Here is a 24,956-nt window from a genome sequence, read left to right as displayed (position 1 = left end):
CAGCCAGATTCTCCTCATATGAACCAGTCCCAACGCGAAGCCCTGTTTGATGTCCTCACTCTTTCCATCTATGCGGATGCCCATATCTCACTGACCGAGGAGCGCCTGCTCGAGTCCGCCTTTGTCGCCGAAGGCTGGGATTCCGAATACCCCAAGAGCCTCTTCATCGAGGAATCCTTCGCCCGCGCCCGTGAGATGTCTGAGAGCGACGACACCATGTTTGACTACATCAATGAAAAAGCCCAGGCCTTCGCCACCAAGGCGGTTCAAAAGGAAGTCCTCGGCGTGGTGAAAAACATCCTCAAAAGCGACGGCGAAACCCCCGAGGAAAACGAGTTCTACAGCCTCCTCGTCCAGGCCCTGCCGAAAGCGGGCAAGTAGCTCCGGAGGCCCCGGGCTAACCCGTATCTCTCACACTCACAGCGAATTCGCGGACGGCGTGCAGCACGAGTTTATGTAGCTCGGTATTCCGATACCGAGGCGTCACCTTCGCGGAATCGGAATTGCCTTCGGCTGTCTTCGCCCCGCCCCGGCTTGGCGCTCTATCGCCGCCTTTCAGTGTTGGGAGTGTGGAAGTGCAGGCGGGTCACTCAAATCCAGCCCCCAGTGCGGCGGGTAGGCAGTCTTCGGAAAGATCTCCCGGGCCTCCCGCAGCATCTCCAGCCACACCGCACGCTCGTAGCGGGCAGACAGGTGAAACAGCACCAGCTCCCCCACCTGAGCACGCTGCGCCAGCGTCGCCGTCAGCACCGTGGTCATATGAAAATGTTTCCGCGCCAGCTCCATGTCCGCATGGCGGTATTGCCCCTCACAAATCATCACCCGGCAGCCACGCAGGGCATCGCTCAGCCGCTCCATCGCCGGTTCATCCAGCAGAAAATCGGTCAGATAGGCGATCGAGTCCCCCGGCGTCTCCACGATCAGCTTCTCCCGCAGCTCGTCCATCGAGTGCGTCACACCATCGATCACCACCACCTCGGAACCGCTCACCGACTCCTTCAGCTGCTTCAGCCAGGGCCCCGGCTTTAAGCCCAATGCCGGCAGCCGTGACGTCTCAACATTCCTCCGCGCCTTCTCACGAATCACATACGCCAGCGTGGGCGTGCGGTGGTCCATCGTGACAACGTCCACGCTGCACCCCGCTCCTTCCCACAGCGTCCGCGCATAAGGCTGCGTCCCCTCATCATGCGCCACCGCAAAGGCCTCATGCAGCTCCAGCCGCGCCGTGCGTACCTCACCGGGATGCACGTCAGAGACACGCCACGTCCCCGCCATCTCCTCATGCAAATTCCACAAATACCCTTGAAAGCGATGCTGCAAAATCCGGATCGTTTCCGGCGGCCCCCAGATCCGGTTCGCCTTCGTCTGCCGGTTGAAAGTGCTGCGGAAAAACGAGTCAAATCCCCCCACATGATCCATGTGCAGATGCGAAAAAAACAGATGATCAATCCCCAGCACGTCGGCGAACGCCACCTCCGAAAGACACCCCTCGCCGCAATCAAACAGCAGGCGCTCGACCGCCTGACCACTGTCCACCTGCACCAGCAGCGCGTTGTCACTGCCAGCACTCCCCAGGATGCGGTACGAAATGCTCATCGCCCCCTGCTATCTCGTGCGTCCCAAACGTCAAGGATCAGGTGCTCAAGGCCCGCCATCTTTTTTCGACGTGCTGAAATAGCCACGGCACATCGCACAAGCACCCGTGAAGTAGTCCGCACACTCCGTGTGCGGTTCCTGGGCCACCGCCAGCATTCCAAGTCTGCACAAAAACTTCCAGTGAGTTTCCAGCGCCAGCGTTCAGTCCGCGAATCATCCAAGTTCCCACCCGGCCACGTCCCTCTGTTCACTTCACCACCGGCTTCCCGAGGTGCTTCTTAAAAAACGCCGCCGCAATATCCACCGTCTCCGCGCACCACGGGTCGCTCATCCAAAACGGGTGCGGCGCATCCTTCAGCGTGTACACGGCCGTCTCAATCCCCAGCGCCTTCAGCTTCTCCATCATCTCCGCACGCCCCACCTTCAGCGTGTCCTTCTCCCCTTCAATAAAGATCGTCGGCGGCACACCCGCGCGCACATGGGTGATGGGAGACGCCGCCTTGTAAATCTCCGGCTTCTCCTCCTCACTCCCGCCAAAGAACAGCGCCGCGCCCTCGTTCTTTTTGCCTTTGTTGGCCGCCACCAGGTCCTGCGTCGCCGCCATCACAATGCACGCCTTCACCGCGCTGGATTGATCTTTAAACGGCCCTTCGCCTTCAAACTCCGCCAGCCCCGTCGTCATCGCCGTCAGTCCTGAGAGATGCCCCCCCGCCGAGCCCCCCATGCAGCCGATGCGCTCCGGGTCCAGCTTCAGTTCCTTCGCATGCGCGCGCAGGCAGCGCAGCGCCGCCTTGCAGTCATGCAGCGCCGCCGGGTACTTCGCCTGTGTGGAGAGCCGGTAGCTCACCAGCGCCGTCACAAAGCCCCGCTGCGCCAGCCGCTCCATCATCGGCTTGTCAGCCTCCACCTGCCGCGCCTTCCAGCCGCCGCCGTGAATGTCCAGCACGCACGGCCACGTGCCCTCCGCGTCCGGCACATACACATACAGCTCCACCGTGTGTTCCGGATATCTCGCCACCTCCAGCGTCTTCAGCGTAAAGCCCGCCGGCGTCTGCGGCTTCAGCGCCTTCCACTTGGGCCCGTTCCCGCCCGGCTTCGCGGGAGCAGCCTTGGTGTCCGCAGCATGAAGACCACCCACGGAAAGTGAAAACACGAGGCCAAGAAAAAAACGAAGAGTCATAGGGGATGCTGATGATGAATGTGAATTCTTGTGAATGTCTGAGGCCGGAGCCCCCGTCCGCGTACGGCCTCCGGGCACGCTGGCACTAAAACGCACTCGCTGCCCTCTTTCACCACGTCGCTTGCTTATTTCTTCTTCGGCACGCTTTCCATGTCCTTCGGCCGTTCGGAGGCCTTGCGCAGGCCCTTCTTTCTCACCGGCGGCGCGCCCGGGTCAAAGGGCTCTCCCCCCACCACCTTCGCTCCGGTGGAGGTCATGATCATCTCCGGCCGGTTGCCTTCAGGGTCACGGTAGTACGAGCGCTGGTGCACCTTCCCGTCCGGGTTCACCACCACATGGCAGTAAATGTGCGGCTGCGCCAGAAACAGCACATGCAGCTTGTTGTGCACGTCGATGGCGATCTGCGGCTGCACCACCATCATCGCCGGCCCCAGCAGAAACGTGGCGATGTACGACCCGCTCCGGTCATCCGTCAGGCGACAGTAGAGCTGCAGTTCGTTCAGCTCGCGAAACAGGATCACCTGGTACCGCCGCTGCCGCCCCGCGTTGGCGTATCCCTCCGGCACCCCAAACGGCTGGTCAAACATGTTTGGCTTCGAATCCGTGATGGTGAGCCGCACCTTGTTGGACTGGAAGAACTGCCCCGAAAGCGGGTGCAGCACGTTTGCCACCATGGAGAACGTGCCGAGATTGGCTGTCGAGTAGCCCCCGGAGAGCTCCACCGTCTGCTTCAGCGTGCCCCCCGCCTTCATCGTGATGGGCTCGGCGGAGCCAATCGTGATGGGCGCAAGGTTCTGCCCCGTGTTCTGCGTGATCTCAAACTGCAGCCAGTCCCGCGAGCCATGCCCTCCCACGATCACATCCGCGCCGGAGCGGTTCGTGATGCTCACCACCGCCACCACCGGCTCTCCCGTCAGAAAGTGGTCTTTGATCAGCGTGAGGTTCGTCACATACTGCGCCCGCGCCTGGCCGCAGCACAGGCAGAGGATCAGCAGAAGAAAAAGGCGGTTCATGAGCTTCATGGCTTGGGTTTGGCTTGGGCTTTGCGGTTGGGGGAGGTGGCATGGCCGGGCGCGGGCGCGGTGCTCGTCGCGGTGCGGAAGCCCCGCGCCAGTGTAGCCTCGTTCGCGGATTCAGGAAAGCGCCGGTCAGTCAGGAGCTGGTCATTGCTCTTCAGGCCAAAGTGTCCGCCCCGCACCACCGGCACCTTCAGGTCCACATAGTCCGGGTGCGGGGGCCATTCGCCGGACTGCGTCTCGCCCGCGGTCCATTCGCTCACGTTCCCCGCCATGTCGCACACGCCGTCCGGGCTCACATCCTGCGTCACCCGCGTGATCGGCGCCCACAGGTTGTACCCGTCGATCTGGCCTCCCTTCCCCTTGGGAGAGGCGTCATAGTCATCTCCCAGGTTCGCCGCCTTCGGGTTTGGAGTGTTCCCCCAGGGGTAGATAAAGCCGTCCTTGCCACGTGCCGCCCTCTCCCACTCCTGCTCCGTCGGCAGCCGCTGCCCGCTCCATTTCGCAAAGGCGTACGCATCCCACCAGTCCACCTGAAACACCGGCGTGTTCAGCGTCATGCTCTCGCCGTTGTACGTCGTCCCCGCCTTCGCGGCCGCATAGTACTGCCCCCACTTCACCGGCTCATGGCTCGTCTTCGTCTTCGGCTGCAGCGCGTGGTCATAGGCCCCCGGCTCCTCCGCGCTCTTCAGCGCTTTCAGAAACTCCGCATACTGGCCGATCGTCACCTCATGCTTGCTGATCCAGAACTCCGGCAGCCGCATCTTTTCATTCTTCTGGTAGATGAAGTTCCCGCCGGGGATGTGCACCAGCTCGATCGGCAGCGCCGTCGCATTCGCGGCCGGCACGGTGTTCCGGCCGTTCATCAGCGCGCCCAGCCCCGCCACCACCAGCAGAATGATGAATATCACCATCCACACCCACCATGGCTTGCTGCCGTTCACGTTCACCGGCAGCGTCTCCGCCTCGATCTTCCGCACGATGCTGCGCTCCCGCATGTCGTCGCGCACATCATCCAGCGCGTTCAGCAGTCCGTTCCAGTCATGGTTCGCATCCGCCAGCGACTGCAGCAGGCCGCGCGCCTTGCCCTCCGCCGCCACCTGCCGCATCAGTCCCAGAAAGGCTTTCACGTCCGCGTGCGCATCCCGCTTCTTCACCGCCGCGGGGCGGAAAAAATTCACAATGCTCGCCTGGTGGTCCGCATCGATGTAAATGTCCCGCGGCGAGATGCTCCGGTGGTGGTACCCCCGCTCCGTCGCAAACTGCATCGCCTCCGCCACCCCAAACAACACCTCCGCCAGCCGCCGCTCGCTCAGCACCTCGTCCGTCAGCTCGATCTCAGACAGGCTCCGCCCCCGCGGCAGCTCCCGCGTGTAAAACAGCCACCCGTTCGTCTCCCCCGCCTCATACAGCGGCGCTATCCGCGGATGCATCAGCGAGGCCTTCACCCGCTCACGTTCCTTGAACTTCGCCACCACCTCCGGCTGGTTCAGGTATTCCGGCTTCAGCAGCACCAGCGCCACCGGCCTCTGCACCGTGATCTGCAGCGCGCGGTACGTCTCCGCCTCCGTCTCAATGTACAGCCGCTCCAGCACCTGGTAGTTTCCCAGCACCGTCCCCGGCACCATCGTCGGCGCCGGTTCGTTGGACTCCACCGGCAGCGTCAGCAGCGCCCGCACCCGCTCCAGCAGCTTCTCCGGCGTGTACGGCCCGTCCTTCAGCACCAGCCCGTCCGCGATCTGGTCTTCAAACCCCGTCAGGTCATACCGCGTCGTGAAGAGCACCCGCGTCTGCGGAAACCGCGCACGCACCGTGTCCCGCAGCGCAAACCCCGTCTCCTGCGTCGGAAAAATCGCCTCCGTCACCAGGATGTCCAGCGAGTCCGCCTTCCCCACCCACGCCGCCGCCAGCTTCGCGCTCGGAAAGTCCACCACCGTGTAGCCCGGCAGGTGCTCCCTCAGCCAGATGGTTCGTTGGCCGCGCAGCGCGGCGTTGGAATCGACAAACAAAAGATTCATGCAGGCATGTCAGTGGCGATCATTTCCCCATTGGTGGGAGCAGCGGATTCGCACCCGCAGGTCCGGTGCCTGGCGCGGATCCGAACTCCAGGAGATCGCGGGGCTCGGCGGCCACATCCTGAAGTTTGTTGTTGTAGTAAAGCTGTAGCATGTAACCAAAGTACGAGCGGTGTCCATGCTGCTGGATCTCCGCCGCGGAAAGCGCCGGCAGGTGGTAGATCACATCCACCACCTCTTCACCCGTCCCCTTCCAGTCCACCGGGGACGACTGCCACGACACCGCCGGCTCAGGCGCGATCGTCTGCGCCACCTTCTCATGGTTCACCCGGTCAAAAAAGTACACGTTCAGATCCAGCTCATTCCGGTTGATCGGCCGGTTACCCGCCCGCACGATGGGCACGCGCAGCACATAGCGCTCCCCGCTGCTCACCGTCGTGTCCCGCGTCACCTGGCACGCGCCTAGGCGCACAAATTTCTCGCTGTCAGCGCCCGGCGCTCCTGGCAGTGCCGGAGCCGTCACCCCCGCCGAGCCCGAGCCCAGCCGCCGGTTCGCCAGTTCAAAATAACTCCCCGCCTTCGTGGCTCCCAGAAGCTGAATGCTTCGCCATGCGTCCATGGCCTTGGCCGTGAGCCCCATTTGCTCATACGTCTGCGCTATCTCGGCCATGATCGCCGGGTGGTCAGGCGTCAGTTCGTTCGCCCGCCGCAGCAGGTCCAGCGTTCCCTGCATGTCGCTCATTCCGCGCAGCTCCTTGGCGGTGTTGAGCACGAAGTTCACATCCCGCATCGCCCTCGTCGCAGCATCTTCCTTCACCCCCCCCGGCCCGTACCCGGGCGGCAGCGCAGGCATCGGCGCAGAAGCTCCCGGCAGCGCAGGCATCGCAGGCACCGGTGCGGATGACCCCGGCAGCGCAGGCATCGCGGGCACCGGTGCGGATGACCCCGGCAGCGGCGGCCGGGCAGACTTCTGCGCATCAGCCGCAGGCGGCAGTACAGGCGCTCCCCTCACTCCGCTCCCAGGCGCGGTCAGCGGTGCATACGCAGGCGGGGCGGGCGGCGCCGTCTGCGGCCCCCCGGCCCCCGGCTGCGTGAATGAGCCGATCGGCGGCGGCCCGTTCGAAACAGGCGCCGCAGGTGCCGGCACCAGCGACCCCGGCAGCGGCGGAGCACTCGCACGCGGCGGCGTGGCGATCTGGCCAATCTCCGGCACCACGCTCGGTGTCACGGTGATCCGGTTCGGCATCTGGGCTGGCACGGCCCCGCCCGGCGCGGCAGCCACGGTTTTGGCCTGCGCCTCCGGCCCGTGGCCCCCCGTCAGCAGCCCCAGCGCCAGGATCATCTGCACCACCGCCAGCACGCACAGCGTCCCGCACGCAATCGCTGAAGAACGGTCACGCTCAGAGGCCAGGATGGTGGATGTAGGAGTCACGAGTTGCTGAAAAAGACGCCCATGGTACGATTTACGGCTCCTAGTGTCAATGCTCCAGGGTTCTTCGTTCAAAATGCCGGAAGGTCACTCCCTGCCGTTGTTCTCTCATGCCATTGAAACGTCACCGCATTACCACCCGTGCGGCTTTTCCTTCACCCCCGCCCAGGTCGCGGCACAACTGTGCCACCGCGAAGGCTTCATCTGGATGGATTCCTCCCTCGCCACCCCCGGCGCCATCTCCATTCTCACCGCCGAACCCGTCGCCACCCTCCAGGGTCACATCGACCACGACTGGGAAAAAGTCCGCTCCGCCCTCCGCATCCCCCGCGCCTCCGCCGGCGGCCTCTACGGCTGGGTCGGTTATGACGGCCACTTCACCTTCGGCATCTACCCCCACGGCCTCGTCTATCACCACGACACCTCCAAGTGGTACCAGTTCGGCGACTTCAAGCTCCCAAACACGCCCACAGGAGCGCGGACACTCCTGTCCGCCTCCGCACCCAGCAGCCCAACGGGAGCGCGGCCACTCCAGCCCGCATCAACCCCACGCCTTCCAAAGGGAGCGCGGGCACTCCTGCCCGCATCCGCTCCCAGCCCCCCAACGGGAGCGCGGACACTCCTGTCCGCTCCCCCTCCATCCCTCCACTTCCAGCCCGCCCTCACCAGCGCCGAATTCATCCGCATCGTCCAGCGCGCCCAGGACTACATCACCGCCGGAGACATCTACCAGGTCAATCTCTCCTACCCCTGGCACGCCCACTGGCCGCAAGGTGCCGACCCCCTCGCCCTTTATCTAAAACTCCGCACGGTCTCCCCCGCGCCCCACGCCGCCTTCATGCAATTGGCCGGCACCACCGTCCTCTCCGCCTCCCCCGAGCTCTTCCTCCGCATGCAGGGCTCCCGTATCGCCACCCGCCCCATCAAAGGCACCCGCCCCCGCTTCGCCGCCGACCCCGCCCGCGATGAGGCCGCCGTCCGCGAACTCACCACCTCCCCCAAAGAACGCGCCGAACTCCTCATGATCACCGACCTCCAGCGCAACGACCTCGGCCAGGTCTGCGAATTCGGCAGCGTCTCCGTCCCCGAGCTCTGGCGTGTCGAAAGCTTCGCCCAGGTCTTCCACCTCGTCTCCACCGTCACCGGCACCCTCCGTCCCCACATCGACCACGTCGATGCCTTCCGCGCCTGCTTCCCCGGCGGCAGCATCACCGGCGCCCCCAAAAAACGCGCCACCGAAATCATCACCGAACTCGAGCCCCACCCCCGCGGCCTCTACACCGGCGCCATCGGCTGGTTCGGCTTCGACGGCCGCAGCCAATGGAACATCGCCATCCGCACCGCCGTCCAAAAAGAAAACCAAATCACCTTCCACGTCGGCTCCGGCATCGTCGCCGACTCCGTCCCCCAGCACGAATACGAAGAAACCCTCCACAAAGCCGCCGGCATCCTCGCGGCAGCGGGCTAGCACAGACTCAAGCGCGCCAGCGTCCTGGAGTGCGGTCGCGCAGATGCAAGGCGCAAGCCTGCATCGGAGCTACCGCTTTCGCGGGGTCAAGAACGAGCTTCAGTCTCACCACCTCCTCCGGCCCACCAAAGGAACAAGAACAGCCCCCACTGACGAACTCACGCTCCCATTGCCGTTCTTGCCATTCAGTGGCAAAATCACCCCATGTCCGCCATACCAACAAAGGCTGATGCCGGGCGCGATTCTCGAATGGAGACAGTAGATGACGTTCCCCTCGTGTCTAAAACCGCACGCTCACCCAGCGGCAGGCTTGTGCTTGCACCGATGTCTGATCAGCTTCCCGAGGTGATTTCAGGAGTGTACGAGAATGGAGTTCTTGTGGTGCCCAAGCTCGGCATCAAAATGGATGTCGCCGCCGCTGTTCGAGCTGAACGTGATGCACTGGCGGATCGTGCCGCACGGCGGTGAGCGCCATGCTCGAACTCGGTGTACTTCGCAGCATCAATATCAGATGCGCAACCTTCGCACTACGTGCCATATAAATTCGGGCTGTTAAAACTAAGCCACTAATTTTTCCTTTTCGATTTGTTCCACTTCTTTGCGAGCCGGTTCCAGGCAAGAGATGGCCATATGTTTTGCAGCGTCTAGACCATTTTGCCATGGCTGCCAAGACGGGCTATAGCCAGTTTTGAGATAAACCAAATTAACTAGCCACCTATCCTTTGATTTTGGGTGCAAGGTTATTCTGAAATCGTCTGTGATAGTTGTGATGACACCGTTGGCCAATGGTTTCCACTCAAGGTGTGCGTATTGTTTCAACAACTGGCGAAGCTCGCGCACCATCAAATTGGCAATTACCAGAATTTCGCCGGACACCCGAGTTTCGCCTGCCAACATTCTTTGAAGGCTTCGCGTGATAACGCTTAATGAACGGTTATCACCTAATTCTCGCATACGCTTAGCAAGAGAAAGTGGTGATGCGTGCAATTCGTGCATTGCGGTTTCGAGTGCGATCAAAGGTTCATTTTCCGCCACGTCGGTCCGATATTTTTTTTTGTCATCTGTCATAGTTTCTTTATTTGTTCGTCAATATGACGTATCATAGCCGTCATTATGACGAAAATCGCATTATTTTTCCAAAATCTGAAAGGGAAGCGAAGAATTAAATTTGACAACTACTGTTCATTTGAACAGTAGTTGTGATTTGTGCAGAGTATTTATCTTCCTTTAAAAACGCAATCGATCCATACATCGATAACCCAACAAGACAATCAAGACATCCGCAGAAGTTCAGCAAAGGTGTGAAATCAAACCAGACGAAGCCATGAGACGAAAAAAGCAATTAGTCAGCTCTCGTTGGAGTGCAGAACAACATCGTAGATATGCAGAAACCTGGGCACCTTACTTGCCAGCTATTATTCTTGCGCTTGCTGTGCTCGTGACGGCTCTTCTTGCACCCGGGTCAATAGTTTCGGGGCTGGGTGCAATTGCTGCAGCAATTAAAGCTCTTTGGCGTTAATGTAAGAAATGGGGGAGCCATTCCCTTGATCCTTCATTTCTTTGCCAGAGAGCAGCGCACTCTTTTCCGCACAAGCTCCGCTGTCACTATCCGTTCCACAGTCAAGCCGCCTTGGGTTCACGTGTTCTGTTATATCTCGCCGCCAGCTTAGAGCCCATCCCCACCCTCCACATCCCTCCGAACCTTCAGCCTTTCCCAGCCGGAGCTTCCCAATCAGCCACACCTGCAATTTCCTATTCAAGGATCAACCAGCAATCTCTTGGGCAAACTGGCCTAGATATTCAACAGATTGCACGAATCCCGCTCCGAGACTATGCCGCGAAAGTTGGAGGATCTCGTTAAGCCCTGTGCGACTTGTGAAGTGTAGTTCCTCATATCGGCAAATTGGAAGCTGCACATTATTGGCGAACCTCTTATCTGGCCCTCCTTTCTTGTTCACATAGCGCCAAGTATGATCGACAATCTCGGCATCAGCTGGCGGGGTGGACGACTCAATAAATCGGCTTGGGTTGACCTCAATACGGATTTCATCATATCCGACAGCCCCTACACTTCCCCGATCATAAACAAGAATGCGATCCGGGAAGAAGTAGAGGACTTGACGCCCAACAGAAATGGCGAGCGTCCTTATGTTTGTTTTGAGAAAATGGGGAGAGCTCTGCTCAATTGTAGTTGGCTTCCTATCAATAACGTCTGAAGCGCCAGCGTGGTACTTCCGGTCATGCACCTTCCCTGATGCCGAAACATGCCAAACCCCGCCACACTTTCCCAAGTTCGTTCCGTGGTCAATGAGCAGCTCGTACGCCTGTTCAGTCGTCGGATCTAGGTCATAAAACAACACCACAGTTTTTCGCAGGCCGTCCATGTGCACAGCGCTCAAAATCAAAGCTATGCTGACGCATACTCCAATGATAAGAAGAGGAATCGAAAACTCCTTCAAAAAAAGAAATGCCAAAAGCACGCCAGCGGCAGCAACGGACCAAGGAAGCATGGCCATCGCTTTTTCCTTTTCGGCGATCTCATGCAACAACTCAACGGAAGACGAATGAGCCATGCCGCTGACATCTCCTGACTCGATCTCTCGCATTTGAATGGTGGAGGCCCGAGGTCCATAGTCTTGGCCAGGGACAGAGGAAGAACGCCCTGGATGCGACCTCGATGAATTTAGGGTCTTGCGATAATAGAGACCCCCGGCGCCCATATGGACATAGTTTCCACAAGGTCCCGTTCCCAGCCTAAATCCCTTTATCCCAGCAGACACACCGACTCCCGACTTTGACAAATTAAAGCGAAACGGTCCAACACGGATGCTTTTACGCAGATAGATGCCCATGGTAGGACGGTAAAACCCTTTAAATGCAGTGCAACTATTAAGAATTAAGCGAATTACTTGCTTGTCCGCCGCCGGAGAATATTCGTAGATCCAATAGGACGCTGCTAGGGCCATCGCGCACGGCTTCGCGGCCCCGCGCGCCTAAATCATCCTACTGCTCCAAACCCAGTGCCGTTCACGATGGTCTCACGGGACGTTTGCAGCCTACTCATTCCCCCCAACCCACACATCCTTCCTCACCTTCAGCCTCCCTAGCCGGTGCTCCCCAATCACCCACACCTGCAATTTCCCAGGCTTCTTCAGCAGCCCCGCAGGAATGCTCACAGCCCCGGCGCGCCGCTGCTCCGGACTTAGAACGATGGGATGCCGCCCGTAGCTGTCCCCCTCATTGAAGAGATAGACCGCAGCAATCGGAATGTTCTCACTGCGGAACGTCACCTGCCATTCCTCGGCCAGCGACACACTTCCCTCCGGCAGACTCAAATCCAGATCGCACACCGCAAACTCACAGGCAGGACTGGCCGAGCCATCCGGCCGCAGCACATGCGCCGTGTAGTCCCCGCAGTCCGTGAAGCGGCGCTCCACCACACCCGGACCGCTCATCGCCACTTCCTCCACCACCTTGCCATCCCGCTTGATGACCAGCGCCTTCACGCCCAGCCCGTCCCGGTCCATCACATTCATCTTCACCGGCTTCCCCTTCTGGTACGGCACCCAGTCCCCGAGATCCAGCAGCAGCGTGCGATTGATCTCCGGCCGTCTCGCGTCCAGCTCATAATTGGGGAAGTGCAACGACTCAGCCCGATTGCCACCTCGCCACGCATCGAGATCGGTCACCCGGAAAAGCTGCTTGTTCCGGTGCTTCAGATGCGCGTCAAAAGCCTCGGCATTGCGATCGGTCGTCTTCGTGGTCATCGGCCGGCTTTCCTCCACCCGCACCGAAGTCACGTGTCCCTGCGCATCCTTCGTCACCGCCGTCACCATCTCCACATGCGAGCCGTCTCTCTCCGTCGTGTGCGGCGTGTAGATGATATCCCCCACCTGCGCCGCCTCAGCCCCCTGCGGCTGCACCAGCTCCACCCCTTTCCCCACCGTCGGCCCCTGCCGCCGACTCACCTCCGGAATCGCACACTGCAGCGCATAACTCGTAAACGACGAGCACACCGTCCCATAAAAACTGGCCGCATTCGCCGTCTTCCCCGCCAGACTTTGCGAATACAGCACACTCAGCGGATTCTCCACCGCCGCCAAAAACGTCCGCAAATTGATGTCAAAGCCGATGTATCTCCCATCCGCCTTCACGCTCGAATAAGGCACCCCCGTGTACTCCTTCCCCTTCTCAAAAAAGCCCCCATTCCTCTCCGGCATCGTACCAGCCACCGGCGTCCACCGCACCTGCGAAAGAATATGCGCATGCTCCGCCGCCGCCTTCTGCCACTGTCCCACCCCCGCCGTGGACAGCTTCGAAACATCTTCAGCCACCCCTGCTCCCGAGGCCACGAGGGCGAGTAAAGCGGTGGCAAGGACACGAAGATGAAAAGGAAGCGCGAGCATAAGACGGGACGTGTGACATACAAAACTGCGCCAGAAGCTCGAACTATCGCATCGTCTCACTTTGAATCCCCCGGTTTTGAATCCTTTCCGCGTATTCCGTGTGTTGATTCGCTCTCGCTCACCCTTCGGGCTCCTTTCAGTCGTCTGTCTCGCTGCTGCTCGGCTCCGTAGGCCATCAGAAAGTATTCTCTGCGGTCTTCTAATTTGCCTTCGGCTGCTTCCGCTTCGCTCCAAATCTTTGCGTCGCAAATCTCCGGCCATTCCTTTGCCAATACATTCCTTTGCCAAAAAATAGCGCCCTCTTTCGCCCCCCGCCGTTACTCCCCGTCCCACAATCAAGCCGCCTTGAGTTCCGGTGCTCTGCGTTGTGACAAACCGTGCCTCCTAAGCCCTGAAACCTCACCTTCGAAGTAGCCGGTTTGGAATCCTTTCCGCGTATTCCGTGTGTTCCGTAGGCCCTCCATTCTCGTCTCTCAGTTGATAAGCATTCCCTCCCACCGCCGTTCCTTCCACCCTCCCATGAAGCGCTTCACCTTCCTCGCCCTCGCTCTTTCCACTCTCTTCGCCCCGCTCCTCCGCGCCGCGGACGCCTCCCCCGTTTACGAACTCCGCATCTACACCTGCAACGAAGGCAAGCTCGACGCCCTCCTCTCCCGCTTCCGCGACCACACCTGCAAGCTCTTTGAAAAGCACGGCATGAAAAACATCGGCTACTGGGTGCCCGTCGATGAAGAAAACGGCTCCAAGACCACCCTCATCTACGTCCTCGAACACAAAAGCCGCGACGCCGCCAAGGAGAGCTTCAAAGCCTTCGGCGCCGATCCCGACTGGCAGGCCGCCCGCAAGGCCAGCGAAGAAGCCGGCAAGATCCTCGCCAAGCCCCCGGAGTCCATCTTCATGACCACCACCGACTACTCCCCGCCGGTGGCCGTCGCCAAAGCCAGCAAGCCCCGCGTCTTCGAGCTCCGCACCTACACCACCAAGGACGGCAAGCTCGACGCCCTCCACTCCCGCTTCCGCGACCACACCATGAAGCTCTTCACCAAGCACGGCATGACCAACCTCGCCTACTGGACCCCCACCGATATCGACAAAGGCGCCGCCAAAAAGCTCATCTACATCCTCGCCCACGACAGCAAGGAAGCCGGCCTCGCCTCCTTCGCCGCCTTCCGCGCCGACCCCGACTGGGTCAAAGCCAAAACCGCCAGCGAAACCGCCAACGGCGGCTCCCTCACCATCGAGCCCCTGACCGAAGGCGTGAAAAGCATCTACATGAAGCCCACGGATTTCTCGCCCATCCAGTGAACATGGGTGGCCGACCTCGGAATGACGAAATCAGAATTCCGAATGACGAATAATGTCGAATGACCAAGCTCGAAGGTAGGTGTTCGCGGCGCGGTCTTGGCTAGGAGTTTCGTCATTCCTCATTGATTCGCTTCGCTCACCCTTCGGGCTCCTTTCAGTCGTCTGTCTCACTTTGTTCGGCTCTGGTTTCGTCATTTGATCCGGGTGGGTTTGGCTCAACGCTTTTGCGAAGATGAAAAGCTGGCATCCCGCGTAACACTCCCTCTCATACTCCCGTACCCTTCGGTCCATGCGCTCCCTCTGCCTCCTCCTCCTCGCCACCTCCCTCCAAGCCGCCACCCCCACCTTCGAATGGGTCGCCGCCGCCGGTGGAGCCAAAAGCGACAAAACCCGCGCCGTCACCTTTGACCGCGAGGGCAATGTCTTCATGGCTGGCGAGACCACCGACGACGGCACCTTCGGCGACCTCAAACGCACCGGCCTCGGCAGCACAGACTTCTTCCTCACCAAAGTCTCCCCGGAAGGAAAGTTCCTCTGGGTCCGCAGCCTCGGCGGCAGCCTGGTGGACCGCGGCTACGGCGTCGCCACCGACCCCTCCGGCAACATCTACGTCACCGGCCACTACCAAAGCACCGATGCCCAGGCCAACGGCCAGACCCTGCCGAACGCGGGTGATTATGACGTCTTCATTGCCAAATACGACACACAAGGTGCCCTCCTCTGGATCAAAACCGCCGGCGGAAAAGGCTACGATTACGGCCACGGCATCGCCGTCGATTCCCAGGGCGACATCGTCGTCACCGGCGCCGTCGCAGGCGAAGCCAAGTTCGGCAACGTCACTGTCAATGCCGGCAGCACCACCCGCCCCATCTTCTGCGCCAAATACGACCCCTCAGGCACCCTCAAGTGGGTCAAAACCACCACCGGCAAATTCTCCGGCAGCGGCCACGGCATTGGCGTCGATGCCAAAGACTCTATCTATATAGGAGGCAGCGGCGGCGGAGACGGCTCAATGGATGGAATCACGCTGCAATCCAAAGCACAGGCAGGCATCGTGCTGAAACTCACCCCCGAAGGCCAGGGAGTCTGGGCCGCCACCTTGCCAGGCGTACCCAGCGCCGGCTTCCACGAAATCACTGTCGATACCGCAGGTCGTACCTGGTGCGCCGGCATGTTCAAAGGCGTGCTCAATGGCGGCCCCGTGCAGACCACCGGGGACAAGGACAACGACGGCGTCCTCGCCCACTACAGCCCCGAAGGAAAACTCGTCTGGAGCCATGTACTTCAGGGACCGGCCACCGACTATTGCCTCGGCGTAGCCACAGACAACACCGGCCGCTGCTTCGTGACGGGCGAGTTCTCCGAAACCGCCACCTTCGCCGGACAGACACTCAAGACACAAGGTGCCACTGACATCTTCACCGCCGCTTTTGACGCCAAAGGCGGCCTGGAATGGCTCGTCCAAAGCGGGGGGGTTAAGGGAGACAATGCCTATTGCATGGCCTGGAATCCCTCTGGCCGGCTAGTTTTTTCGGGGGCAAGTGTCGCACCTGCGACATTCGGCGGGCAGACCCTGACCTCGCCGGGTGGGGCGGAGGCTTACGGGGCGGTTTTGCGTTTGAAGTGACCTTTTGGCGCTAAAATTCGCTCTGTAAGACGCCAAAGCACGGTTTTCGGCCCGTTCCGGCTACAAATCCCCGCGTTGACAGGGGTGTCGAACTCGACACCATGCGCGCCCCTCCGCCTGAACCCCCATTCAGAACGAGCGCGCCCCAACAACCCAACCAAAGATTGAACCGATCCATCCTCCTGTGCTTCGCTGCCATGTGCGTTTCCGCTTTTGCGGAAGAAGTTAAAAGCTCCTCCACCACCACAAACCCAGCTGGCACTCCAGGCCAGGTCATTGCAGGCGTCAAAACCACCGCCTACACTCACGACGAGAGCGACCACATCGAATACGGTGCTCGCACCGCCGCCGGCACCCCCCTCCGCCACGGCCAGATTCGCAGCGCCGCTGCCGACTGGTCCATCTACCCGGTGGGCACGGTGTTCCAGATCAAGGGAGACCCCTCCCTCTACGTGGTGGATGACTACGGCTCCGCCCTCGTGGGCACCCGCACCATCGACCTCTACAAGCCCACCCAGGGCATGATGCATAGCTGGGGCACCCGGCACGTGACCATCCACGTGCTCAAATGGGGCTCCTTCTCCCGCAGCCTCGCCATCCTGAAGCCCCGGGCCTACAAGGCCTGGCACGTGCGCGAGATGGTGGCCCGCATCCAGAGCCGCCCGGCATAACCGACTCCCCCCAAACCTGAATCCAGGTTGAGCCACGCAGGCCGTTTGTCGGTCGCGTGGCTTTTTGTTGCCTGCTAGAGGTGGTGAAGGGGCTCTTTTCTCTCGCCTTTCTGAGAGGCCTTCGGCTAGGGTTTGCGTTTTCTCCCCATGGAAACTCCGCTCTCGCCCCTCGACTTCGCCCGCCGTGCCCGCCGCCTGTATGCCGACCGCGAGGCCGTGGTGGATGGGGAGCGCCGCTTCACCTACCGCCAGTTTTTTGAGCGCTGCGACCGCTGGTCCGCTGCACTGCAGGGGCTGGGCGTGAAGGCGGGGGATCGGGTGGCCACCATCGCACCGAACACCCACTCGCACCTGGAGGCCTTCTACGCCGTGCCGCAGATCGGCGCGGTCATCGTTCCTATCAACTTCCGCCTCACCGCCGCCGACTTTGCCTACATCCTGAACCACAGCGGGGCACGGGTCGTCTGCGTGCATGCGGATTACCTGGACGCGGTGGACTCCATCCGCTCCCAAGTGCCCGGGGTGGAGCACTTCATCGCCCTCACCGGCAGCAAGCCCGGCTGGACCGACTACGAAGCGACGCTCGCAGCCTCCGCGCCCGAATTCACCGCCGCCGACGTGTGCGAGACCGAAATGATCGCCCTGAACTACACCAGCGGCACCACGGCGAATCCCAAGGGGGTGATGGTCAGCCACCGCAACACGGCCTTCAACATCATGGGCCACCTCATGCACACCCACATCACCAGCGCAGATCGCTACCTCTGGGTGCTGCCCATGTTTCATGCCAATGGCTGGACCTTCGTCTGGACCGTCACCGCCGTGGGCGGGCGGCACGTGTGCATTCCCAAAGCGGACCCCCGGCTCATCTTTGAAGCCATACGCCAGGAGGGCTGCACCCTGCTCTGCGCAGCGCCCACCGTTCTCATCGGCATGGCCAATGCGCCGGAGGAAGTCCGCCACGGTGCCCCGCGCGGCGTCCGCGTCATCACCGCTGGCGCACCGCCTGCCGCCGCCACCATCGAGCGGATGGAGGGCGAACTCGGTTGGGACATCACCCACGTTTACGGCCTCACCGAGGTCTCCCCCATCGTCACCATCAGCGAATCCCGCCCCGAACACGCCCAGCTCAGCGCCCGCGAACGCGCCGTCATCAAAGCCCGCCAGGGCGTGGAATACCTGGCCAACGCCGAGGTCCGCGTGGTGGATGACGACGGCAAAGAAGTGGCCAAAGACGGCGCCTCCATGGGCGAAATCATCATTCGCGGCAATGCCGTGATGAAAGGCTACTACAACGACCCCGCCGCCACCGCCAAGGCCATCCGGGGCGGCTGGTTCTACAGCGGAGACGCCGCCGTGGTACACCCGGACGGCTACATCGAAATCCGCGACCGCTGGAAGGACATCATCATCAGCGGCGGCGAAAACATCTCCTCAGTCGAAGTCGAAGGCGTCCTCCTCCGCCACCCCGCCATCCAGGAATCCGCCGTCGTCGGCCTGCCGCATGAAAAATGGGGCGAAACCCCGCAGGCCTTCATCGTTCTGCGCCCCGGTGCCACCACCACGCCCGAGGAACTCCGCCTCTTCTGCCGCGAGCACCTCGCCCACTTCAAAGTCCCCCACGGCTTCGAGTTCATCTCCGAACTCCCCAAGACCGCCACCGGCAAGATCCAGAAATACGTCCTCCGCGGCGGCCGGGCGAACATGGCCAAGCAGTAGCAGGGAAGGGGTGCGGACCTCCGAGTTCGCAGCAGGTCGTCCGCGCTTATGGGGTGATTGCACACGCAGGAGGTCGCAAACACACGGATTCCCGGCACGTCAAAGCGGCAGGCAAAAGCGGAGTCCGATCTGCAGCGGAGTGCTGCGGACTCGGAGGTCCGCCTCCCGAGGCTCTCAATGCCCCTCCAGCTTGCCATCCTCTACGTGCACCGTGCCCCCGCGTGCCTCGATCTTCTCCCGCGCCTGCTCCACCGGCACATGCCTCGGAATGTTCGCCGCCGGTCCCTGCGGCCTCGCCCAGCGGATGCCATTGGCAATGACGCGCTGAATGTCGGGATGATGGTAGATGGGATACACCTCATGCCCGGGGCTGAAGTAAAAGATGCGGCCGCTGCCGCGCGTCCACGTGGCGCCGCTGCGCAGCACCTCGCCGCCTTGAAACCAGGAGACAAAGATCAGCTCCTCCGGTGTGGGAATGCCAAAGGGCTCCCCATACATCTCCGACTGCTCGATCTCGATGCAGTCGCCAATGCCTGCCGCGATCGGATGCCCAGGGTTGATGGCCCACACCCGTTCCCGCTCGCCCGCCTCGCGCCAGCACAGGGCGCAGCTTGTACCCATGAGGCGTTTGAAGACCTTTGAAAAATGCCCGGAGTGCAGCACGATCAGACCCATCCCCGCGATCACTCGCTCCTGCACGCGCGTGACGAGCTCGTCGCTCACCTGGTCATGCGCCGCGTGGCCCCACCAAAGGAGCACATCGGTTTGATCCAGCACCACCGGCGGCAGGCCCTGCTCCGGCTCATCCAGCGTGGCGGTGTGGACGTGGAAGTTGCCGTGCTTGGACAAAGCCTCCGCCAGCGCTCCGTGAATGCCATTGGGGTAAATGGCAGCGACGGTGGGATTCTGCCGTTCGTGGACGAACTCGTTCCAGATGGTGACGCGGATGGGGCTGGCTGACATGCCGGGCACTCAAGCGTGCTGCCGGGAGTGCGCAATTGCGGTTTCGTCACTGGCGGTTATTCACCACCGAACCGGTTGTCATGGATGCTGGCCTTCCACTCTCCCTTGGGTTCCAGCGGGTCGTCTTCGAGGGCGGGATTCCCGCGCAGGCCCACGAGGCGGATGGCGCGGCCAAAGGGCTTGAACTTGTCCTTGGACGCCGTCCGCTCGTGCATGAGGAAACGGTTGTTGTAGATCTCCACGGTGGTGGTCACGCCCGGGCAGTCTCCGGCGTAGATGTCGTGCTTGGGGTAGAGCCCGTTGGTTTGCAGCAGCTCGCTGCCATCCCCCACCTTCACGTCTGGGTGCGCACGAAAAAGATTGTCATGCACCACGAGCAGGCGTGTGGCTGGGCGCGGCGGGCGTGTCTCCGCACCGTTGTTTTCATGCGTGTCCAGGCACCAGTTGGGCGGCGACGCGCCGCTCGCTTCAAAGGCCCTGGGCCTCGGCATCCGGATGAATTCATTGAAGCGTGCCGTGTAGCCGCTTCCACGTGAGCCGTTGCTGGCGATGGCATGCCAGGCCCACTCGATGCGGTTGTGCTCGATGATGTGGCCGTCTCCGCTGCCATTCCCGATCAGCACAGGATACGCGGCGATGTCATGCAGGTGATTGTGATGGATGTGGGACTTCACGCTGTCGCGAAACAGGGCGATGCCTCCGCGCTGAAACTGCAGGATCTCGCAGTGATCCACCTCCGCATTCACGCAGGAGACGGCATAGCCCGAGGGCTTGGACGGCTGGGCGTCGATATTCTTGAAAAGCGGGTTCGGCCCGATGACACGTAACGCGGTGAGCCGGGCCCCCGGCAGCAGCACGATCGCCGCACGCTCTCCCACAGGTTCCGCAGTGAGTGTGGCACCCTCGCCCGTGAATGTGACCTTTTCCGGGACGATGATCTGGTCATCCTTCAGCGCGATCTCCGCTCCCTTGGCAAGACGCACCGTGCTGCCTGCCGTGGCGGCCGAAAGCGTCAGCTTCAGGTCAGGGAGAGAGGAAACGGACGTGTCTGCCGCCCCCAGCATGGACGGTGACAGGCAGACCGCCAACGAAAGACCGGCGCACCAAAACTCAAAACGCATAGGGCAGACAAACGCTTCTTCTCATCAGCTCCTCACAGAGGAAGATGACCGTGGCGCAGCGGACTATTTCACCTTCAGCGCAAACTTCTGTACACGATGATTGTAGGTATCAACCACAAAGATCTCGTCGCGGCTGTTGATGGCGATGCCATGCGGGGCGTAAAAGTGCCCGGGCTCGGTGCCCTGCGTGTCGCCAAAGCCGCCGAGGTATTTCCCCTCCGGTGTGAAGCACTGCACGCGCCCGCTCACGGCGGTCACCCAGAGCCGGCCTTCGTGATCAAAACAGAGGCCGATGGGCCCGACGAGGCCTGCCTTGAAGGCCGTGAACTTCCCACCAAAGCCGCCCGGTTTGTCTTCCAGCGTGCCCCAGGCCAGCAGGGGTTTGCCTTCCGGTGTCAACTGCTGCACCCGCCCCACGCTCGCCTCCGTGGTGAAGACACTGCCGTCCCGGCCCAGCGCGATGAAATTCGGCCCGCCCACGCGTGATTTGGGATTCGTGTTTCCACCAAACTGCCCCGGTTGCACGCCGTATTCGCCCCACTTGCGCAGGAATTTTCCCTCGCGGTCAAACACCTGCACACGCCGGTTGGTTTGATCCGCCACAAACACCTCGCCCGTCTTGCTGATGGCGATTCCGCCGGGGAAATCAAACTGGCCGTCTTCCTTCCCGCTGCTGCCCCACTCGCGGATCAACTCGCCCTTCTGCGAATACACGCTCATCCGGTCCGGAGTCTTCGTGTCCTTCGTCAGCCGCGAGACTGGAAAGTGGCTCAGGTAGATCCGGTCTCCATCGAAGGCGATGCCACCCGGATTCGGCAGCACCGCGAAGTGCGCGAGCAGCTTGCCGTTCGCATCAAATTTCTGCACCCGGCTGTTGTAATGATCCGCCACAAACACCTCATCCGCCGCATTGACGGCAATGCCGATGGGGATGTTGAACTCCCCCGGCGCTTCGCCCTCCTTGCCCCAGGTGGTGATGAATTTCGCGGTGATGGGCAGAGCATCCTCTGCGTGCAACTGAGTCAGGCCAAGAGCACCGAGCAGAAGCGGGAGAAGCAGATGAGTCGCATGCATGGCTGGGGCACGACAACGCTGCGGGCGGTGTGCACATTGCAGTGTTGGCGCTGTCTCGCGAGCCGGAGGCTCGCAAGAAATTAGCCGGTGGTGAAGCGAGGCTTGCCGAGCGAGAACCACCGGACCGCGCGCAAACAACCATCGTGTGTATTTGTTGCGCCCTGAAAGGGCGCGAGAAGGGACCGCTTGCTCCTGCGCTCTCGGTTACCACAGAAATCGTTCATCATGCGCTACCATGCCACGTTGCAGCATCGCCACATATTCCTCCTGAAAGGTCTTCACCCAATGATGCTCCTCTTGGTTCAGCACTTATGTCTTGGTTCAGCACTTATGCCCGGACCGCTTCCAAATCTGGTGCTGCAAACGTGAACGCGCCATAGCCCTCCTGCCAGGCGAATCCAGCCAGGAGCAGCTCTTCATGAATCCAACGAGAAGATTCACTTTTGACCTCACGCATCACGTCCGCCAGGCAATGCGTGGCTCGCAATCCAGCTGCGATGTGAATGTGGTCGCCTGTGCCACCCGCGGCGTGTGCGATACCGTTCGAGCTGCGGATGATGCCGCCAACGTATTCGTGCACGCAACTACGTGCAGGCGGGGACAGCCAGGGTTCGCGGTTCTTCGTGCTGAACACGAGATGGCAATGCAGCGAAAGATGCGTCGAGGGCATGCGACAGCTTCTCGCGCCCCTGCCGGGGCGCAACCCTCAGATATCCGGGGTTGTGGACACTAGTCCGGTGGTTCCCGCTGCACCGCTTCGCGGTTTCGCTTCACCACCGGCTTGTCTCTATATTTCCGACGAGCCTCCGGCTCGAAGAACTCAGGCGTTTTCGATTTTCATCACAGTTCCTCCAGCAGGAAAAACATGATAGCCGCAATGCTCGGTAAACACACCAATCTCTCCGGCGCTCTCGTCATGGATGGCGAAGGCATATTGAAAGCGGACCTCTGATTCGTCCTCGAATTGGAGAACAAGCGTGGTGCCACATGGAAAGTCCTCAGCGCCCAGTCGGTCACGTCCTTTGCTGCGCAAATGCTCCAACAGCCTGGCCTGCCAGCGTATGGGCAGATCTTGCAAAAGGTCTGTTGGAGTTTTCATCAGCCTCTTCTCAATGCTTCACCGAGCAGCCCGGACCCACGGTCTGGAAGAAGTCATTGCCCTTGTCATCCACGAGGATGAAGGCGGGGAAGTCTTCGACCTCGATCTTCCAGATGGCCTCCATGCCGAGCTCGGCGAACTCGACGACTTCGACCTTCTTGATGTTCTCCTTGGCGAGGATGGCGGCGGGGCCACCGATGCTGCCGAGGTAGAAGCCGCCGTGCTTTTTGCAGGCGTCCGTGACCTGCTGACCGCGGTTGCCTTTGGCGATCATGACCATGCTGCCGCCGTGGCTCTGGAAGAGCTCCACGTAGCTGTCCATGCGGCCGGCGGTGGTGGGGCCGAAGCTGCCGCTGGGCATGCCAGCGGGAGTCTTGGCGGGGCCGGCGTAGTACACAGGGTGGTTCTTGAAGTAGTCGGGCAGCGGCTTGCCGGCATCGAGCATCTCCTTCAGCTTTGCATGCGCGATGTCGCGGGCGACGATGATGGGGCCATTGATGAGGAGGCGTGTGGTGGTGGGGTACTTGCTCAACTCCGCGCGGATCTCGGCCATCGGGCGGTTGGTGTCGATGCGCACGGCGTTGGTGTCCTTGCGGTGGCGCAGCTCTTCGGGGACGTAGGGCAGGGGATTCGTTTCCAGCTTCTCGATGAACACGCCATCCCGTGTGATTTTGCCCTTGGCCTGACGATCTGCGGAGCAGGAGACGCCAATGCCGATGGGGAGGGAGGCGCCGTGGCGTGGCAGGCGGACCACGCGCACATCCAGCGCGAAGTATTTGCCGCCAAACTGCGCGCCAATGCCGCACTCGCGCGCGGCCTGCAGCATCTGGCCTTCCAGCTCCACATCGCGGAAGGCGCGGCCGTGCTCGTTGCCGGTGGTGGGGAGGTTGTCGTAGTACTTGGTGGAGGCCAGCTTGACGTGCTTCATCGTCGATTCCGCCGAAGTGCCGCCGATGACAAAAGTCAGGTGGTAGGGCGGGCAGGCGGCGGTGCCGAGAGAGGTCATCTTGTCGCTGAGGAATTTCACGATGCTCTTCGGATTCAGCACGGCACGCGTTTCCTGATAGAGGTAGGCCTTGTTGGCCGAGCCGCCGCCTTTGGCGATGAAGAGGAACTTGTACGCATCGCCGTCCGTGGCGTAGAGATCGAGCTGCGCGGGCAGGTTGGTGCCGGTGTTCTTCTCGTCGTACATGTTCAGCGCCGCGTTCTGGGAGTAGCGCAGATTGTTCTCCGTGTAGGCGAGATAGACACCCTTCGAGAGCGCCGCCTCATCGCCGCCGCCGGTCCACACCTGCTGGCCCTTTTTGCCCATGATGATGGCGGTGCCGGTGTCCTGGCAGAACGGCAGCAGCCCCGCGGAGGCCACGTCGGCGTTCTTGAGCATCGTCAGCGCCACCATGCGGTCGTTCTCGCTCGCCTCGGGGTCATCCAGGATGGCGGCCACCTGCTTGAGGTGCTTCGGGCGCAGGAAGAAATTGATGTCATGGAAGGCCTGGTTGGCCAGCAGAGTGAGAGCCTCGGGATCGACGACGAGGACTTCTTTTTCGCCAAATTTCTGCACGGAGACGTGCTCCTTGGTCAGCAAACGGTATTCGGTGTCATCGGTGCCGAGTTCGAGAAGTTCCTGGTAGTGAAAGGGGGGCGTGGGCATGGCTTGAGGGCAGGCAGTGTGCAGGGAAAAGTCCCTTCCGGCAACGGGGGAAAGGGGGCATTTTGCACGTTGTCAGGCGGAGTTGCGGGGGTAAGCTCTCACCATGATTCTGGAAACGTTGCCTGCCGTTCGGCAGCTCAGTTCCCGTGATAAACGGCAACTGGCTGAAGAGCTTTTGGACTCCGCCGATGCCGAGGGCGGTGAGGTGGTGGTCGATTCCGCCATCATGGAGCTGCTGGATCAGCGCCTTGCTGCCCATGCGGCCAACCCGCAGGCGGTCTCTACTTGGGAGGAAGTCCAATCCCGCGTTTTCGCAGGCCGTGGCGCTTGAAGTTGTCTGGACGGCAGGAGCAGAGGCAGACTTGCTCCGGCTCTATGAACAGGTGGGAGACCACGACCTTGCCATCAAGGTATTGCGGGAACCGTTGAAACGTGTTTTGAGCTTGTTGGCCGAGTATCACGCGTTAGGGGCGAAGGGTCCAGGGCACCCAACGCATCCGTAGGTTGCTGGCCGGGCCGCGAAAGCGATTTGGCATTTTCTACGTCGAAGAAGCCCGCCGCATCATGATCCATGTGCTGATCGATATGAGGCAAGACCCTGAGCTGCTTCGGCTAC

General features: G+C 61.3%; 22 protein-coding genes. 8 read left to right on the top strand and 14 right to left on the bottom strand.

The window, feature by feature from the left end; translation table 11 throughout:
• Positions 1-18 precede the first annotated feature (18 nt).
• Positions 19-381, top strand: coding sequence for a hypothetical protein (locus tag ACILSQ_RS01610; protein ID WP_395741822.1), 363 nt, complete (start codon positions 19-21; stop codon positions 379-381).
• A gap of 174 nt (positions 382-555) precedes the next feature.
• Here ACILSQ_RS01610 and ACILSQ_RS01605 read toward each other — a convergent pair whose 3' ends face one another.
• The 5 genes from ACILSQ_RS01605 to ACILSQ_RS01585 form a co-directional block, all read right to left on the bottom strand.
• On the bottom strand, positions 556-1,596 hold the full coding sequence (locus ACILSQ_RS01605; protein ID WP_395741821.1) for an MBL fold metallo-hydrolase: 1,041 nt from the start codon (positions 1,594-1,596) through the stop codon (positions 556-558).
• 247 nt (positions 1,597-1,843) lie between these two features.
• Positions 1,844-2,776 (bottom strand): alpha/beta hydrolase fold domain-containing protein, encoded by a 933-nt coding sequence (locus ACILSQ_RS01600; RefSeq protein ID WP_395741820.1) that lies wholly within the window; start codon positions 2,774-2,776, stop codon positions 1,844-1,846.
• A 125-nt stretch (positions 2,777-2,901) separates the two neighbouring features.
• Entirely contained in the window at positions 2,902-3,789 is an 888-nt protein-coding gene (locus tag ACILSQ_RS01595) for a hypothetical protein (RefSeq protein WP_395741819.1), read from the bottom strand.
• Between the two features lie 5 nt (positions 3,790-3,794).
• A complete protein-coding gene (locus ACILSQ_RS01590; RefSeq protein ID WP_395741818.1) occupies positions 3,795-5,810 on the bottom strand; it encodes an SUMF1/EgtB/PvdO family nonheme iron enzyme in 2,016 nt (671 codons plus the stop codon).
• Positions 5,811-5,829: 19 nt separating this feature from the next.
• Positions 5,830-7,239, bottom strand: a complete 1,410-nt coding sequence (locus ACILSQ_RS01585) for a hypothetical protein (protein ID WP_395741817.1) — start codon at positions 7,237-7,239, stop codon at positions 5,830-5,832.
• A 73-nt stretch (positions 7,240-7,312) separates the two neighbouring features.
• Here ACILSQ_RS01585 and pabB point away from each other — a divergent pair, with 73 nt between their 5' ends.
• Together pabB and ACILSQ_RS01575 are read left to right on the top strand one after the other, a co-directional pair.
• Positions 7,313-8,704 (top strand): aminodeoxychorismate synthase component I, encoded by a 1,392-nt coding sequence (gene pabB, locus ACILSQ_RS01580; RefSeq protein WP_395741816.1) that lies wholly within the window; start codon positions 7,313-7,315, stop codon positions 8,702-8,704.
• A 204-nt stretch (positions 8,705-8,908) separates the two neighbouring features.
• A complete protein-coding gene (locus ACILSQ_RS01575) occupies positions 8,909-9,172 on the top strand; it encodes a hypothetical protein (RefSeq protein ID WP_395741815.1) in 264 nt (87 codons plus the stop codon).
• Between the two features lie 90 nt (positions 9,173-9,262).
• Here the strand turns inward: ACILSQ_RS01575 and ACILSQ_RS01570 are convergent, their stop codons facing one another.
• The 3 genes from ACILSQ_RS01570 to ACILSQ_RS01560 all read right to left on the bottom strand — a co-directional run bounded on the left by ACILSQ_RS01570 (position 9,263) and on the right by ACILSQ_RS01560 (position 13,110).
• A complete protein-coding gene (locus tag ACILSQ_RS01570) occupies positions 9,263-9,772 on the bottom strand; it encodes a hypothetical protein (RefSeq protein WP_395741814.1) in 510 nt (169 codons plus the stop codon).
• Positions 9,773-10,467: 695 nt separating this feature from the next.
• Positions 10,468-11,556 carry a DUF4236 domain-containing protein gene (locus tag ACILSQ_RS01565; protein WP_395741813.1) on the bottom strand — a complete coding sequence of 363 codons (1,089 nt, stop codon included), beginning with the start codon at positions 11,554-11,556 and terminating at the stop codon, positions 10,468-10,470.
• 204 nt (positions 11,557-11,760) lie between these two features.
• Positions 11,761-13,110, bottom strand: coding sequence for a hypothetical protein (locus ACILSQ_RS01560; protein WP_395741812.1), 1,350 nt, complete (start codon positions 13,108-13,110; stop codon positions 11,761-11,763).
• A 519-nt stretch (positions 13,111-13,629) separates the two neighbouring features.
• On the opposite strand from ACILSQ_RS01560, the gene ACILSQ_RS01555 reads away from it, so the two are divergent.
• The 4 genes from ACILSQ_RS01555 (at position 13,630) to ACILSQ_RS01540 (ending at position 18,432) form a co-directional block, all read left to right on the top strand.
• Positions 13,630-14,415, top strand: coding sequence for an NIPSNAP family protein (locus ACILSQ_RS01555; RefSeq protein ID WP_395741811.1), 786 nt, complete (start codon positions 13,630-13,632; stop codon positions 14,413-14,415).
• A gap of 289 nt (positions 14,416-14,704) precedes the next feature.
• Entirely contained in the window at positions 14,705-16,042 is a 1,338-nt protein-coding gene (locus ACILSQ_RS01550; RefSeq protein ID WP_395741810.1) for an SBBP repeat-containing protein, read from the top strand.
• Positions 16,043-16,239: 197 nt separating this feature from the next.
• Entirely contained in the window at positions 16,240-16,713 is a 474-nt protein-coding gene (locus ACILSQ_RS01545) for a 3D domain-containing protein (RefSeq protein ID WP_395741809.1), read from the top strand.
• A gap of 147 nt (positions 16,714-16,860) precedes the next feature.
• Positions 16,861-18,432, top strand: coding sequence for a long-chain-fatty-acid--CoA ligase (locus ACILSQ_RS01540; RefSeq protein ID WP_395741808.1), 1,572 nt, complete (start codon positions 16,861-16,863; stop codon positions 18,430-18,432).
• A 174-nt stretch (positions 18,433-18,606) separates the two neighbouring features.
• Here the strand turns inward: ACILSQ_RS01540 and ACILSQ_RS01535 are convergent, their stop codons facing one another.
• From ACILSQ_RS01535 to ACILSQ_RS01510, 6 genes are all read right to left on the bottom strand, one after another.
• Entirely contained in the window at positions 18,607-19,395 is a 789-nt protein-coding gene (locus tag ACILSQ_RS01535) for a ThuA domain-containing protein (protein WP_395741807.1), read from the bottom strand.
• A gap of 56 nt (positions 19,396-19,451) precedes the next feature.
• Entirely contained in the window at positions 19,452-20,516 is a 1,065-nt protein-coding gene (locus tag ACILSQ_RS01530; RefSeq protein ID WP_395741806.1) for a hypothetical protein, read from the bottom strand.
• 63 nt (positions 20,517-20,579) lie between these two features.
• The gene (locus tag ACILSQ_RS01525; protein ID WP_395741805.1) at positions 20,580-21,590 is read right to left on the bottom strand and encodes a hypothetical protein; all 1,011 of its coding nucleotides are present in this window, start codon (positions 21,588-21,590) and stop codon (positions 20,580-20,582) included.
• A gap of 328 nt (positions 21,591-21,918) precedes the next feature.
• Positions 21,919-22,260: a transposase gene (locus ACILSQ_RS01520; RefSeq protein WP_395741804.1), complete on the bottom strand. Its 342-nt coding sequence runs from the start codon at positions 22,258-22,260 to the stop codon at positions 21,919-21,921.
• A 150-nt stretch (positions 22,261-22,410) separates the two neighbouring features.
• Positions 22,411-22,689 (bottom strand): hypothetical protein, encoded by a 279-nt coding sequence (locus ACILSQ_RS01515; protein WP_395741803.1) that lies wholly within the window; start codon positions 22,687-22,689, stop codon positions 22,411-22,413.
• A 10-nt stretch (positions 22,690-22,699) separates the two neighbouring features.
• On the bottom strand, positions 22,700-24,340 hold the full coding sequence (locus ACILSQ_RS01510) for a fumarate hydratase (protein ID WP_395741802.1): 1,641 nt from the start codon (positions 24,338-24,340) through the stop codon (positions 22,700-22,702).
• A 103-nt stretch (positions 24,341-24,443) separates the two neighbouring features.
• Here ACILSQ_RS01510 and ACILSQ_RS01505 point away from each other — a divergent pair, with 103 nt between their 5' ends.
• Positions 24,444-24,671, top strand: coding sequence for an addiction module protein (locus tag ACILSQ_RS01505; protein ID WP_395741801.1), 228 nt, complete (start codon positions 24,444-24,446; stop codon positions 24,669-24,671).
• Positions 24,672-24,956: the final 285 nt, after the last annotated feature.

Source organism: Prosthecobacter sp., from assembly GCF_044227185.1.
Lineage (GTDB): Bacteria > Verrucomicrobiota > Verrucomicrobiia > Verrucomicrobiales > Verrucomicrobiaceae > Prosthecobacter.
The sequence above is the reverse complement of the archived record's forward strand: the minus strand, read 5'-3'. Positions and strand labels throughout refer to the sequence as shown.

Coding starts and splice junctions, on each gene's coding strand:
- ACILSQ_RS01525 (WP_395741805.1), bottom strand. CDS start 21,590: ATGCATGCGACTCATCTGCTTCTCCCGCTTCTGCTCGGTGCTCTTGGC.
- ACILSQ_RS01545 (WP_395741809.1), top strand. CDS start 16,240: ATGTGCGTTTCCGCTTTTGCGGAAGAAGTTAAAAGCTCCTCCACCACC.
- ACILSQ_RS01540 (WP_395741808.1), top strand. CDS start 16,861: ATGGAAACTCCGCTCTCGCCCCTCGACTTCGCCCGCCGTGCCCGCCGC.
- ACILSQ_RS01515 (WP_395741803.1), bottom strand. CDS start 22,689: ATGAAAACTCCAACAGACCTTTTGCAAGATCTGCCCATACGCTGGCAG.
- ACILSQ_RS01605 (WP_395741821.1), bottom strand. CDS start 1,596: ATGAGCATTTCGTACCGCATCCTGGGGAGTGCTGGCAGTGACAACGCG.
- ACILSQ_RS01560 (WP_395741812.1), bottom strand. CDS start 13,110: ATGCTCGCGCTTCCTTTTCATCTTCGTGTCCTTGCCACCGCTTTACTC.
- ACILSQ_RS01590 (WP_395741818.1), bottom strand. CDS start 5,810: ATGAATCTTTTGTTTGTCGATTCCAACGCCGCGCTGCGCGGCCAACGA.
- ACILSQ_RS01555 (WP_395741811.1), top strand. CDS start 13,630: ATGAAGCGCTTCACCTTCCTCGCCCTCGCTCTTTCCACTCTCTTCGCC.
- ACILSQ_RS01535 (WP_395741807.1), bottom strand. CDS start 19,395: ATGTCAGCCAGCCCCATCCGCGTCACCATCTGGAACGAGTTCGTCCAC.
- ACILSQ_RS01595 (WP_395741819.1), bottom strand. CDS start 3,789: ATGAACCGCCTTTTTCTTCTGCTGATCCTCTGCCTGTGCTGCGGCCAG.
- ACILSQ_RS01600 (WP_395741820.1), bottom strand. CDS start 2,776: ATGACTCTTCGTTTTTTTCTTGGCCTCGTGTTTTCACTTTCCGTGGGT.
- ACILSQ_RS01565 (WP_395741813.1), bottom strand. CDS start 11,556: ATGGGCATCTATCTGCGTAAAAGCATCCGTGTTGGACCGTTTCGCTTT.
- ACILSQ_RS01610 (WP_395741822.1), top strand. CDS start 19: ATGAACCAGTCCCAACGCGAAGCCCTGTTTGATGTCCTCACTCTTTCC.
- ACILSQ_RS01550 (WP_395741810.1), top strand. CDS start 14,705: ATGCGCTCCCTCTGCCTCCTCCTCCTCGCCACCTCCCTCCAAGCCGCC.
- ACILSQ_RS01510 (WP_395741802.1), bottom strand. CDS start 24,340: ATGCCCACGCCCCCCTTTCACTACCAGGAACTTCTCGAACTCGGCACC.
- ACILSQ_RS01505 (WP_395741801.1), top strand. CDS start 24,444: ATGATTCTGGAAACGTTGCCTGCCGTTCGGCAGCTCAGTTCCCGTGAT.
- ACILSQ_RS01570 (WP_395741814.1), bottom strand. CDS start 9,772: ATGACAGATGACAAAAAAAAATATCGGACCGACGTGGCGGAAAATGAA.
- ACILSQ_RS01575 (WP_395741815.1), top strand. CDS start 8,909: ATGTCCGCCATACCAACAAAGGCTGATGCCGGGCGCGATTCTCGAATG.
- ACILSQ_RS01530 (WP_395741806.1), bottom strand. CDS start 20,516: ATGCGTTTTGAGTTTTGGTGCGCCGGTCTTTCGTTGGCGGTCTGCCTG.
- ACILSQ_RS01520 (WP_395741804.1), bottom strand. CDS start 22,260: ATGCCCTCGACGCATCTTTCGCTGCATTGCCATCTCGTGTTCAGCACG.
- pabB (WP_395741816.1), top strand. CDS start 7,313: ATGCCGGAAGGTCACTCCCTGCCGTTGTTCTCTCATGCCATTGAAACG.